Below are 13,623 nucleotides of genomic sequence, written 5' to 3'. Positions count from 1 at the left end.
TTACAATTAGCTTATTGAAGTAAATCTTGTAAGTGCTGACTAAGTAAACCGAATATTCAACAATTCTTTGGTTGAAAGTTTGAAATTATTCGAATTTCAAAGTGGCATGTATGAAGATATTCTTGAAGCTACATCTGAACTTAGAATATTATTGGATGAAGAGATGTAGGCTAATAAACAACACGATCCATGATCAGACGTGGCTTATTGATAAGATTTGGCCTATAAATACATTCAACCTTCAAAACCAAATGTGCCCACAGAACATATTATCAACGTCGGGTATCAGCATCATTTCCTAAAGCTGTTTTTTTGCCACTCTGGATTTTTAAAAGAAATTGATAAACAATATTTTTCACCTGAAAAAGAAAAAATATTTCAGGGCCATGTAAGGATAATAACCTCCATGTCACTAATGGTATAAAGAAGTATTCAAAAACCTTAATTGACATGAGCAGATTTAGACTTATTATTTTATTTGTGATCCTCTTATCCATTAGCCAGATATTATATGGTCAGGAAAATGAAAGATGGTATGTGGTATCCTTAGGAGGCAACCCGGTGGGTTATACTTTAGAGAAAAATGAAACATCAGGAGATGAGAACAAATTCCTGACAGAATTGAATATCAGTATTGGCAGGTTAGGCAGTAGTGTAGCGATGAAAATCACCACCTTTCAATATGAAAGCGAAGGGCGGCTCCATAAAATTGATACAGAAATGAATATTTCCAATGATCAGAAAACCGAATCGGCGAAAGTCATGGAAGATCATCTGATTATTGAATCACCGGAATTCAATAGACAGCTTCCGCTTGAAACAGAACTTACCGGCCCCAACCGGTTATTGGCAAAGTTGCGACATGAAATTGAAAATGGTAATAAAAGTATTCAATACACCACTTACTCAGGTGACCTGGGAATGTACCTCAATGGTAAAATAGATTTCGTCGGGTTTGAAGAAATTGAATTAAATGGCCAGGTTTTCGACGCAGTGATCGTAGAGGAAAGCTTCAAGGAGCTCCCTATCATTAGAAAGAAGTGGCTGACAAAGAATGGACTATTATTGAGAAGCACCGAGCCAGGTCCTTTAGGCGAAATGGAACTTGCCTTGACAGATAAAGAAATTGCACTCAATTCACTGAACAACAGTGTAGATCTTTCTGAAGAGCAATATGGAAATTCATTGGCGTATGCCAATTACCGCCTCTCCCATCCCCGAGACCTGACATCGGCAAAGATCAAAATCACGCAAAGAAGACCAGAGTTAGGCTTTCCTGATTTTACCGGGGAATACCAGAAAATTATAAGCAAATCAGATACTGAATTGGTCCTTCAATTAGATAAGCCAGAACTTAATCCTGGACAGAATAATTCGGATAATCTTAATGAATATTTGGAACCAAATCAATTGTTGGATAACAGCGATGCGCTAATAATTTCACAAACAAATGAGGTGATAGGTGAGCAAACCGATGACTGGGAAAAAGCCAAACTGATCATAGATTGGGTGGCAAACAATATGATCTTTGATGCAGGTATTGTCCTTGCAGATTCCCGTGAAGTGATCCGGGACCTGAAAGGAACCTGTGTGAGCTATGCCATGCTTACCGCCACAATGTGTAAAGCAGCCGGAATTCCTGCCCGCTATTTAATGGGATATATTTATGTAGATGGTGCATGGGGTGGACATGCATGGGCAGAGGTGAACATCAAGGGCCAATGGATCCCCATTGATGCGGCTGCTCCCAACGACACTAACATAGCTGATGCTGCACGGTTCTTCATGTTCCGTTCATCACTTAAGGATGGAATGGGCATTGCAAACAGTGCAGGCTTACAGCTGTATGGAAATATTGAAGTGGAAATGCTTGAGTATGCCATTGATGGCAAGACAAAATCAACCTCTGATATCCCCTATTCAATAAAAGACCATAACTATATTAATCCCGGATTGAAATTCAGTATGGAGCAATTACAGGGATTTGAATTTTCTGATTTGGATAAATTCTATCCTGAAAACATAATCTTAAAGCAAAGCAATGAATTATCAGAAGTTTTGGTCAACCATTGGACCTTTGGCACTACAATAGATGCTGAAGGCAGTATAAAAAGAATACTGAAGAAATTCAGAAATCCTGAAAACCCACTTCCTATTAATACAGGCAGGTTTGAAGGACTAAAGGTCACAGGACCAGACAAATCAATTGCAATACTTAAAGTGGATACAAAATCTTTTTTTACTTTGACTACCAGTGGAAAAGAACATGCTGATTTGTTGGAAAATGCGCTTGAAGCCATCAACAAACAGTCTACTGAATTATAATGTATTAAAGGCACCTGTCCATACGGATGTACAGGTGCCGGTAACATATGGGTTTACAGGAAAGATTTATTGAAGAAATCAAGACAAACCACCGGATCATTCGGAAAGTATGTCTGGTTTATGCCAAAAACAGGGATGATCAGGAAGACCTTTTTCAGGAATGCCTGTACAATGCCTGGAAAGCATTCCCAAAATTCAGACATGATTCAAAATTTTCGACATGGCTTTATAAAGTGGCACTCAATACCGCGCTGTATCAAAACAGAAAAAGCAAGGTGATAAACAATGGGGTAAGTTTGGAAAGTATTGAAAACATTGAAACTGACCAGCAGGATAGCGACCAACTTTCGCAGCTGTATTTAGCAATTGCAGGTCTCAATGACATAGAGAAGTCAGTTATCCTACTGCATTTGGAAGGTTTGTCCTACAAAGAAGTCGGAGAAATCACAGGGTTCACCGAAAGCAATGTGGGGGCAAGATTGACCAGAATAAAAGAGAAACTTAAAAAAATAATGACTGAAGATGGATTTTGATCAATTAGAGAATATCTGGAAAAAGGCTGATAACCTGGCAACAAGAGATTCTGAAGCTGCATTACACCAAAAGTTGATGGCTGTTACAGGTACCCAGCGAAAGATTACGAAATATTTCCGTTTTGAAATGATAGTCATGGTATCATCTTTAATTTTCTTTGGAGCAGTTGCTGTTTTGAACGGAGGCTTGGAACCATACTTTTACAAGTTGTTGGTATTGGTCCTAATAGGGAGCATTCCGATAAATGTCCGTCTGTTCCTGAGCATGGAAAGGATATCAAGAATTGACTATTCATATGACTTACAAAAAAATCTCATCAAGGCAAGAAATCACCTTAAAATCACCATTAGGGTTTATTATACCCTTGTTGTTTTTTCTGCTTTATCATTGGCCATTATGAGCTGGTTGGACAGCTATTTTCTAGATCTTCCCTTTGCTTGGCAAATAGGGGTTATGGTATATTTATTCATATACCTTATCACTTCCCTTTACTTGGTAAATAAACTTTATGGGAGGAGGCTAAAAGAACTTGAAAAACTGGTGGAAGATTGATGATGAAAACCTGACTTTGTCAATAATCAAAATTCAATTAGAAAGACCTGAGCTCATCGTTGTCTAAGCTCAAAAGATCCGGATCAAGTTTGACTGTTCAGACATCAATTGAATTAAAAGGATAATCGATGGCATACCTTCTTCCAAACTTGAGAATTCCGATATCTATAGGGAAGGAATCGGTTTGTTTAATTGATATGGTACATGAATTAAATCGAAGGCCTGAAAAAATTCTATTAAATTTACTTATTTTAGAGGAATGGTAAAGCCGTTGAAATAAGAGAAATGGGATTCTTTTTTCACGGTCTGACGTTACGACTCACCCTAAAAGACGACACTGAATGAATAAAATACCGATAGGACTTAAAAGAGTAGCGACACTCTGCATTTTGAGACATAAACACAAATTACTGTTGCTCGAAAGGCTTAAAGAGCCAAACAAAGACAATTTTACTCCAGTTGGCGGCAAACTTGACCCTTTTGAAAGTCCTTTAAAGTCAGCCATACGTGAGACTTTTGAAGAAACAGGAATTAAAGTTGATACAATGAAGTATTGTGGGATTTTGACAGAAACCTCACCGACAGATTACAATTGGACAGTCTATGTTTATATCGCAGACATTGATTTTGTTGAACCACCAAATTGTAACGAAGGGACTTTGATGTGGATTAATTTTGACGACCTATTAAAAGTACCAACGCCAAAAACTGATTGGTATATTTACAAGTATATTCTTGAAAGTAAACCATTTGCTTTCAGTGCTGAATATGACGAGAAATTAAACCTTTTGTCTATGACAGAAGAGATTGAAAACAAAGTAATCATATGATAAGACCAAGAGTGAAAATTTGTTGTATAAGCAGTATTGAAGAAGCAAAATTAGCCGTAGAATACGGTGCTTCTGCATTAGGTTTGGTTGGTCATATGCCAAGTGGACCAGGTGTAATTGGAGATGAACTCATTTATCAAATTGCCAAAGCAGTACCACCACCTATTTCAACTTTTTTGCTAACGAGTGAAACAAAACCACAAAACATAATCCAGCACTATAAAAGAGTAAATACTACCACAATTCAGATTGTTGACGAATTGGAACAACGAGAGTATCAATTACTGCGAGACGAATTGCCAAATGTGAAATTGGTTCAAGTCATTCACGTTATAGACGAAAATTCTGTAAAAGAAGCAATCGAAGTATCTAAGTATGTTGATGCTATTTTATTGGACAGTGGAAATCCAACCTTATCGGTTAAGGAATTAGGCGGAACAGGACGAACTCATAATTGGGAATTGAGCAGAGAAATAAGAAAAGGAATACCTATTCCTTTGTTTCTTGCAGGCGGACTAAACAAATATAACGTAAGACAAGCAATCGATACAGTTCAGCCTTTTGGGCTTGACCTTTGTAGTAGTGTTCGGACAGAAGGACAACTTGACCGACAAAAACTAAAAGACTTTTTTGATGCAATTGGACACTGAAACATACTACAAAAAGAAGGGCGATGGCATAATCGAGGTAGAGACCAAGAAACGGGGGAATACTATGTTCTACCACTTATTGCCCCTGAAAATGTTGACAAGAGAAGAGCAGAAATTGGTCTTGGAACGATTCAAGATTATATTTCTAATTGGGGAATTAAATGGGACGTGGAAGAATACAAAAAGAAATTGCCTGAAATTGTAGCAATACAGAAGCAGTAAAATTTGGCAAAAATCGATTTTAGTAATAGTGGGTTCTACCGTAAATCAAAGATTAGTTGTTCTAAAATCGTTTAGTTCAATTAAGTTCATTCAAAATATATTTGGAGAGCTTTTTGTTCCCTGAATTTGGCTTTGCCAAATACCTAACAATTTTTAAATAGAGTCTGCTGATAAAGTGAAAAACCTTTCAATAGTTCGGAATTGCAGGGATTTTTTCTGATTTTGAGGGAGTACAAGTGCAAGGTATTATGGCAAAGACCACCAAAAGGCGTGCACCACGCAGTGAATACAGCAGTCCCAGTCAGCTAACATTAGTAGGTTTTGAGACTCCATTTTATAACCAGCTTGATCCCGACAATCGCTGGGTTGTTCTCAGCAAGCAGATTCCCTGAGATGAACTCGTTGGTCTGTTTCTCAAACATAATCCTGTGAGGCAGACTGGTCGTCCATCACTGAACCCACGCATGTTGATCGGTGCAGTGATCATCAAGCATATTCTCAATCTTGATGACAGAGAGATAGTTGCCCAGATTACAGAGAATATGTATTTACAGTATTTTCTTGGCTACAGTTTCTATACCAAAGAAGCCCCTTTTGACCCTTCCCTGTTTGTGGATATCAGAAAGCGGCTGAGTGAGGAGCTTATCGCAGAGATGAATGAAAAGATTCACGGCTTTTCGATGGAAAGGTCATCTCCAAACCCGGACAAAGATAAAAAGGATAACGGCCCGCGGGGAGGAGAAGTAAGCCACAAGGGTGAGGTCATCTTCGATGCTACTGTCTGCCCGCAGGATATTGCCTATCCCACCGATATAGGACTGCTCAACAAGGCTAGGAAAATCCCAGAGGAAATCATAGATGAACTCCATTACAAAAACCGTGTAGGCAAAAAGCCCAGGACTTACCGTAAGAATGCAAGGAAAAAATATCTGAAAGTAGCCCAAAACAGGAATCCCTCAAGGAAAACAATCAGGAAAGGGATAAAGGCACAGCTCCAATTCCTCAGAAGAAACTTCAACACGCTAGAAAAAGCTTGATGGCTTTGAAACCTTCCCCCTTGAACATAAGCTTCAGCGCCAATACTGGATCATCCAGACGCTTTACATGCAGCAGCTAGGAATGTATGAAAACAAAACCCATTAGGTAGAGGACAGGATAGTGAGTATCCACCAGCCCCATGTACGCCCTATTGTGAGAGGAAAAGCAAGTGCAAAGACGGAGTTCGGTGCCAAGATTCACCTGAGCATGGTTGACGGCTACTCCTTTCTTGACAAGGTATCATGGGATGCTTACAACGAGAGTTCCCAGCTTATAGAATACGTGGAAAATTACCGGGAAAGGTTTGGGTTCTACCCGGCAAAGGTTCTTGCTGACAAGCTGTACTGCAGCAGGGAGAACAGGAAGTGGCTGAAGGAAAAAGGGATAAAACTGGCGGCCAAACCATTGGGAAGACCATCGGCCAAGGCAGTGGAAAACCACGTAAGTCCCGGAGAGAGGAACCCGATAGAAGGGAAATTCGGTCAGGCAAAGAACGGGTACGGTATGAACCGGATCAGGGCAAGACTCAAAAACACCAGTCAATCGTGGATCGCCTCCATCATCTTAGTGCTCAACCTTGTCAAATTGGCTGGGGAGGCACTCCTGTGGATGGGTTTTTCAGCATGGGAAGACCTCAAAGTCCCAATGGAAAGTTTGAACTAAACTAAAAGTACTATTCCAATTTCTATTTTCTCCTACTATTTCCAATCCAATACTTCCTGGATAGGAATATGATCTCCAAAATCCTCTCCCTGATAAATTTTATAGACTTGAAGTCCTTCATCGATCAAAAAATCAGCCGGGAGTATGGGCTTGTCTTTCAGAGCTTTCATATTGAAAAATCCGCTGAACATCATTTTCATCATTTTGCCAGGTTGCATCATTACACGAAACATACCCTTAGGGGAGGATTCTACACCATATAACCGGTACAGGTCCAATTTTGGATCAGGAACGATTGGGAAAGGTGCTTCCTGCTTGCCTGCATATTGGGCGATTTCTTCTGCTGTCGCTGCAAATACTGCAATGATGTCGATATTCCTTTCTTGGAATTCCCCGTAGGACTGAATCAATTCCCTGATCCGCATATTACAAAATGGACATGAGGCACCTCTGAAAAAGCTCAGCATTACTTTCTTTCCTTCAAATGCGTTTAGTTGGATTTTATGCCCAAGAAAGTCTTTTGCTTTGAATTCAGGGGCTTTCTTATTTACTCTTATATTACTTAATAGATTCATAAGTTGTAGTTTAATTCAAATTAATCATTGAAAATCTAGTCTTTATGTCCTAAAAATGACTGAATGATGATTTTTAGGAGTTGTTTCAATAAATGGGATAAAAGGTTAAAATTTTTGTAAGTAATTAAATACCAGAAAATTGATTTTGCTAACGTCTATAAATAATTTTTCTCCAATTAGCATCTGCTTGACTTCTTAATTTAATTGGCCCTTCCTTTTTCCAGTTTTCCAAACCTTGCTTGCGGTAAAAAACATGAAGCTTACCATCCCTCACTTCAAATGCCTCAGGATCAGCACTTACTTTTGACCCCTTGGTTGCCATAGCATAAGAACAATACCCACCATATTGAGGTTGGTATTTCTTGGGATTAGCTTTAAACAGATTGTAATTTTCCAAACTGGAAAAGGCATAGTAAACCCCCTCGAACTTATGGGAATATTTGTCTTTATCTCCAATTACAGCTTTATTCTGCGTAAAGTAAGCTACTGCATCATAGCCTGAAAGCGCATATCCCCTACTGGAATAAATGTGTCCTTCTTGTGCATAAATTTGAATAGTGACAAAAGCGAAACTGAAAATGAGTGTAGCTTTAATTAAAAGAGATTGAAAATTATTCATAGTCTTATTTATTTGTACATCCTATTAGTCGTGAAAGGATGGGTGTCCTGACAGATCAAAGTTTCTAAAATGTCAAAACAGTGACATTTTATGTGATTGATTATTGCTAATATTCAATTGAATTCAAGATCATAGAAACCATGAAATCAAGTTGTAAGCACATGATATTCGTGCTCTTTTTGATGAACATCGCTTTACATTCCGAGGCCCAGAGTGCTGCTTTTAAGGCTTTGTTGAATACCATTTATGACAAAGATTTTCCATTGGTTCAGCATACTGATTCCGTTCTGATTCAAAATGCCATCTTGCTTGACACTAGGGAATTAGAAGAGTTTGAAATAAGCCATCTCCAAGGCGCCCAATGGGTAGGCTACAATACATTTACATTAAAAAATGTTTCCCACATTCCCAAAGATAGCCTGATCGTAGTGTACTGTTCTGTAGGAGCAAGAAGTCAAGACATAGGGAAAAGGCTGAAACAGGCAGGCTATAAGAATGTTTATAATCTATATGGAGGTATTTTTCACTGGGTCAATGAGGAAAAACCCATTGTAAAAGACCAATCTTTGGTAACAGATGAAGTACATACTTTTAACAAGACTTGGGGGATGTGGGTCAAAAAAGGAAAGAAAGTTTACTGATTAATTTTGCATCAGAGATGCAAACATGAAGGCAAGACTTGCCAGAACTAGTCCGTACATAAACACAGTATAGCTCTTTCTCAACAATTCATACTTTTTGGCCAAAACTTTCCCCAGGTAAAAAACATCCTTGATCATTGAACTGTATAGAAAATCTGCGTCTTTCATCATTTTTTTCATGCCAGTTTCATAATCTGAATAAGCCATCTCGTGAAAATTACCAAAATAAAGCAAATTGGTATTTTTGTCCTCAATGTCTTTTGCTGATATCTTCCCATGCGTTACATTGGGTCTAGTGGCCAATATGGCATAAATGATTACAGTTAGGTTTGTGGCTAGGAGAATCACACCGGGTATAATAAGGTGAGGGAATTCCTCAAACTTTCTGAAAAGAACTGTCACCAATATGGAAATTATGATAGAATTGACAGAAATTAAGATGTTCGCTTTGTTATCTGCAATGGATGAAAGCTGTATATGATTACTGGAAGTAAGCCTGAACATGGTTTCCACACCTCTGTCTGGCATTTTTTTCTTCAATGCTTTCATATCATTTCTAGCAGCTTTGATGATTTTCTTATCTTCTCTGTTCTGAATATTTTCCTCTAACACCTTAATATTAAGGTTTTTCCCTTCACCAAATGCTTTTTGAGCCGCAGGACTGAAGTATTGATGTTGTTTCATCATCCTTAGCGTATCCTGCAACCATTGCAAAGTACTGCCTTCAAATTTTCCCAGGGATTCCAGTTCTTTTTTAAGATTGAGGCTGCTCTTCAAAAAATCAGAATTGGCAAAATGATGGAGATCTGCATCACAAATCAACTTTTGAAGTAAATTAGAAGGATTTTGAGGCATTTTGGTAGCCATAATCAGACCTTTGACTATTTCAATTTTTTCTAATTCATTAACCTCTATTAAAAATATCGCAGCGATATTCGCGCTCTTCATTTCGTGATCATCAAGATCTTCGTCATTTTCCCAGCATCCGGTATCATGAAAATAAGCTGATATCTGAAGAGATTCTAGGTCTTTCTCTGAAATTTGACTCTCTTTCCCCAAAAAAATGCATGCTTTGACTACTTCTTCTGTATGTTCGATATTGTGATAAGTAAATTTTCCGGTTTTTTGATTAGAAAAATAATCAGAAACCCATTTTTGGGTGCTATTTATTAATGGACTATTTTCCATGTAGTTAATTTTTTAAATGGAACAAAAGAGACTCTTAAAATTACAGCCTTTCCATATTGCAATATGTAGGCAATGCGACAATCGATCTTCATTTTTTGCTTTTTATTTGATAGTATTTATCCCCTTTACTATGAAATCAAGACTCTTTTGTTTTTTGGTGTTTTTAATGCTTTCCACCTTTTCCTCTTCAAGTAAGGCACAGGAAATTATGCACAGGGTGTTTTTGATTGGTGATGGAGGGGAATTGAATGAAGATAGCAAAGCCATTTTGAAAAAAATCCAATATCAAACCGAGAACCTGAAATCAACAGGGTCAAAAGTTGATTTTTTGTTCCTAGGAGATAATATCTATCCCAAAGGGATGCCTCAGAAAGGTCATTTTTTGAGAGAAGTATCAGAGGAAATTCTGGATTTGCAAATAGGCTTAGTGGGTTCCGAAAACCGTGCCTGGTTTATTCCGGGTAATCATGATTGGGAAAAAGGGAAAGAGGGAGGCCTTAATGCGGTGCTGAGACAACAGGCATACTTGGACAGCCTTGCAATGCCAAATATCCATTGGTCAGTCAGGGATGGTTGTCCAGGACCTGAAGAGGTTATGCTCAATGAACAGACCGTCTTGGTTTTGGTAGATTCCCAGTGGTGGTTGCATCCTTATCAAAAAGCAGGAGAAACCAATGACTGCGAGTATAAGACCAAAGACGATGTAATTTTTGCTCTAAAAGATATTTTTCAAAAGCACAAGGATAAAATCATTTTATTGGCTATCCATCATCCAATATATACTTATGGTGAACACAATGGAGCCTATGACCTGAAGCAGCATCTTTTTCCACTAACTGATATAAAGTCAAATTTTTGGCTGCCACTTCCGATCTTGGGTTCCATCTATCCAATGTACCGCTCCCTTTTTGGAAATATACAAGATGTAGCACACCCTGTATACAAAGATATGATCGCTCGGTTAGAGCCACTGTTTGCTGATCATCCATGTGTGATTGTAGCTTCCGGACATGAACATGTCCTACAGTACAGACAAGTAGATCAAACTCACTATGTGGTTTCAGGCAGTGCGGCGAAAACATCAAGGCTTAGAAAAAGAAACCCTCTTGAATTTGGTTCAGAATCAAAAGGATTTGCGACTTTAGATTACCTCTCTGACAGTTCCATGAACATTACATTCCATGGATCAGGTGAGCACGAAATTCTTTTTTCAAAGAATATCAAAATTGAGGAGAAGATAGAACATGGCCATGAAGATGTGGTTGTAGAGTATCCAGCAGAGGTTACTACTCCTCTGAGTTACCTTTATTATGCCAACAGGCTTCAGCGCAAGATTTTAGGATCAAATTACAGGACAGAATGGCAAACGTCAATTCAGATGCCAGTGATCAAGATTCATGAAGAGAAAGGGGGAATGGAGATTATTAAAAGAGGTGGGGGGATGCAAACCCGGTCATTGCGGGTAAGGGATTCACTCGGAGTAGAATATGTCTTGAGGTCAGTTGAAAAATATCCTGAATTAGCCATCCCTTCAATTTTGCGCCAAACCATCGCCAAAGAGATTGTTCAAGATCAGATTTCCGCATCCAATCCATTTGGCGCTTTGGTGATTTCCCCACTAGCAGCTGCCTCAGGGGTATGGCATACCGTACCTGAAATGATATGGCTGCCTGATGAACCAGCTTTGGGTTATTTGAGAGAGGATTTCAGAGAAAATGTTTATTTGTTTGAAAACAGAGATGTATCTCCCGAATTGCTCCCCTTTGAGGACTACAAAATCTATAGTACAGATAAGACAATCGCTAAGCTAATTGATGATAATGATAATTTTGTCAATCAGGAGCATGTACTCAGGGCGAGAATGCTCGACCTCTTTATAGGAGACTGGGACAGACACGAGGACCAATGGAGATGGGTCGGTAGGGAGACAAAAAAAGGCAGAGAATTCTTTCCGGTTCCAAGGGATAGAGATCAGGCATTTTTTGTGAATCAGGGCTTGCTTCCTAGGATAACAAGTAGAAAGTGGATTATGCCTAAATTCCAAGGCTTTGACTACGAAATCCGCGATGTTAACGGCTTTATGTTTAATGGTAGACATTTTGACAGGAGTTTTCTGAATGGCTTGTCTCAGGAAAAATGGGAGGAAATCATAAGGGATTTGCAGGATGCATGGACTGATGAAGTGATTGACAGTGCAATGAACCTTTTACCTAAAGAAATTTATGATATTCAGGGCCAATCTATAGCCGCCAAATTAAAGTACAGGAGGTCGTGGATGTTGGAAAAAGGACTGGAATATTACCGCTTCTTGGCAAAAGAAGTAGATATTACGGGGAGTTCCAAGATGGAAAGGTTTGACGTCCACTTTACAAATGAAGGCAACGTCCACTTGCTTGTCAGAAAAATCAGTAAAAGTGGGAATAAAGATCAGGTGCTCCATGACCGTGTATATTTTTCCAGTGAAACTAAAGAAATCAGACTGTATGGTTTAGGAGGCAATGATGAATTTTATATTGACGGCATAGACTCCGGTAAAGGTATCAAGGTGAGAATTATTGGAGGAATGGAAGCCAATAAGATCGAAGACCGAAGTCAGGGTTTGAGGAGTATTGTTCAGTATTACGTGATGGAAGGACAAGAGGATGATTTAGCTATCAAGGGTAGTAGTAAAGTATTGAAAGGTAAAGATCAGGATATATTTGAATATGATAGAAAAGCATTTCAATATGAAAATACAAGTCCTGTACCTTCTTTGGAATATAATGTGGATGATGGTTTTTATCTGGGTGGTGGATTGGCTTGGACCAAACATGGCTTTAGAAAACATCCCTATAAAATCTCTCAAGTGATCAAAGCCAATGTGGCTTTCAATACAGGGGCATTTAATTTCTACTATGATGCCCATGCTGTGGATATATTCCATAATTGGGATCTGGACTGGCATGCCGATATAAGAGCACCCAATTACATCCATAACTTTTATGGTTTTGGTAACGAATCCGTCAACAATAGAGAAATTTTTGACAATAGATTTTATTGGGCCAGAATCAACATGGGAAATGCTTCAGTAAATATTCGGAAACCCATAGGTAAATACGCCGATTTTAAAATCGGACCCGCGCTTGAATTTGCTAGACTGGATGACGAAGATAATGAGGGTAGGTTCATAGATAATCCCGAGTTAAGTGGCTTGGACATAGATTTTATCAACCAAGCAAAGCTATACGCTGGTATTTCCTCCAAAATTACTTACGAGCGTGTTGACCATGCCCAAATGCCTACCCGTGGACTTAGATTTTGGGCGGAATCAAAATTTTTGGATGGCCTCAATGAATTCAGTAATCGCTATGGCACGATCAACTCTGATTTGTCTTTGTATTGGTCATTCAGAGAGAATAGCCGTTTTACCTGGGCGACACGTTTTGGAGGAGGGGTTAATTTTGGCAATTATGAATTTTTTCAGGCTCAGAACCTTGGTGGAAAAGTGAATTTGAGAGGGTTTAGAAGGTTTAGATTTGCCGGTGATGCAGCTGTCTTCAATAATACAGAACTTAGGATACGTTTTATTAGTCTGAAGACTTACCTCTTCCCTGCGTCTAGTGGGATGATTTTATTTCATGATGTAGGTAGGGTATTTCTAAAGGATGAAAACAGTCAAAAATGGCATACAGGTTATGGATTTGGACTATGGATAGCCCCCCTCAAAAGAATTGTGATTTTGGGTAATCTGAGTTTTGGAAGTGAGGGTACTTTACCATCTATTACGTTTGGATATCAATTTTAACA

At 38.7% G+C, this 13,623-nt stretch carries 12 protein-coding genes; 9 read left to right on the top strand and 3 right to left on the bottom strand.

Annotated elements, in window-relative coordinates; all coding sequences use genetic code 11:
- Positions 1–450 precede the first annotated feature (450 nt).
- The 7 genes from ACFFIP_RS16975 (at position 451) to ACFFIP_RS16945 (ending at position 6,814) form a co-directional block, all read left to right on the top strand.
- Positions 451–2,325, top strand: a complete 1,875-nt coding sequence (locus ACFFIP_RS16975) for a transglutaminase-like domain-containing protein (protein WP_382388926.1) — start codon at positions 451–453, stop codon at positions 2,323–2,325.
- Between the two features lie 47 nt (positions 2,326–2,372).
- Positions 2,373–2,858, top strand: coding sequence for an RNA polymerase sigma factor (locus tag ACFFIP_RS16970; protein ID WP_382388925.1), 486 nt, complete (start codon positions 2,373–2,375; stop codon positions 2,856–2,858).
- A complete protein-coding gene (locus tag ACFFIP_RS16965; RefSeq protein ID WP_382388924.1) occupies positions 2,848–3,411 on the top strand; it encodes a hypothetical protein in 564 nt (187 codons plus the stop codon). Before ACFFIP_RS16970 ends, ACFFIP_RS16965 begins: the two co-directional genes overlap by 11 nt.
- Positions 3,412–3,752: 341 nt before the next feature.
- A complete protein-coding gene (locus ACFFIP_RS16960) occupies positions 3,753–4,241 on the top strand; it encodes an NUDIX domain-containing protein (protein WP_382388923.1) in 489 nt (162 codons plus the stop codon).
- Positions 4,238–4,891: a phosphoribosylanthranilate isomerase gene (locus ACFFIP_RS16955; RefSeq protein WP_382388922.1), complete on the top strand. Its 654-nt coding sequence runs from the start codon at positions 4,238–4,240 to the stop codon at positions 4,889–4,891. The genes ACFFIP_RS16960 and ACFFIP_RS16955 overlap by 4 nt, the downstream gene beginning before the upstream one ends.
- 650 nt (positions 4,892–5,541) lie before the next feature.
- Complete coding sequence (locus ACFFIP_RS16950; protein ID WP_382388921.1) at positions 5,542–6,150, top strand: transposase; 609 nt, start codon at positions 5,542–5,544, stop codon at positions 6,148–6,150.
- 283 nt (positions 6,151–6,433) lie between these two features.
- The gene (locus ACFFIP_RS16945; protein WP_382388920.1) at positions 6,434–6,814 is read left to right on the top strand and encodes a transposase; all 381 of its coding nucleotides are present in this window, start codon (positions 6,434–6,436) and stop codon (positions 6,812–6,814) included.
- A 35-nt stretch (positions 6,815–6,849) separates the two neighbouring features.
- Here the strand turns inward: ACFFIP_RS16945 and ACFFIP_RS16940 are convergent, their stop codons facing one another.
- Both ACFFIP_RS16940 and ACFFIP_RS16935 read right to left on the bottom strand, forming a co-directional pair.
- Positions 6,850–7,389 (bottom strand): peroxiredoxin family protein, encoded by a 540-nt coding sequence (locus ACFFIP_RS16940; protein ID WP_382388919.1) that lies wholly within the window; start codon positions 7,387–7,389, stop codon positions 6,850–6,852.
- Between the two features lie 148 nt (positions 7,390–7,537).
- Positions 7,538–8,008, bottom strand: coding sequence for a YHS domain-containing (seleno)protein (locus tag ACFFIP_RS16935; RefSeq protein ID WP_382388918.1), 471 nt, complete (start codon positions 8,006–8,008; stop codon positions 7,538–7,540).
- Positions 8,009–8,148: 140 nt separating this feature from the next.
- Between ACFFIP_RS16935 and ACFFIP_RS16930 the strand changes: the two genes are divergently transcribed.
- On the top strand, positions 8,149–8,649 hold the full coding sequence (locus ACFFIP_RS16930) for a rhodanese-like domain-containing protein (protein ID WP_382388917.1): 501 nt from the start codon (positions 8,149–8,151) through the stop codon (positions 8,647–8,649).
- Here the strand turns inward: ACFFIP_RS16930 and ACFFIP_RS16925 are convergent, their stop codons facing one another.
- Positions 8,650–9,837 (bottom strand): Pycsar system effector family protein, encoded by a 1,188-nt coding sequence (locus tag ACFFIP_RS16925; protein ID WP_382388916.1) that lies wholly within the window; start codon positions 9,835–9,837, stop codon positions 8,650–8,652.
- Between the two features lie 130 nt (positions 9,838–9,967).
- On the opposite strand from ACFFIP_RS16925, the gene ACFFIP_RS16920 reads away from it, so the two are divergent.
- The gene (locus ACFFIP_RS16920; protein ID WP_382388915.1) at positions 9,968–13,621 is read left to right on the top strand and encodes a BamA/TamA family outer membrane protein; all 3,654 of its coding nucleotides are present in this window, start codon (positions 9,968–9,970) and stop codon (positions 13,619–13,621) included.
- The last annotated feature ends 2 nt before the right edge of the window (positions 13,622–13,623 follow it).

It is taken from the genome of Fontibacter flavus (assembly GCF_042432905.1).
Taxonomy (GTDB): Bacteria; Bacteroidota; Bacteroidia; order Cytophagales; family Cyclobacteriaceae; genus Fontibacter; species Fontibacter flavus.
The sequence above is the reverse complement of the archived record's forward strand: the minus strand, read 5'-3'. Positions and strand labels throughout refer to the sequence as shown.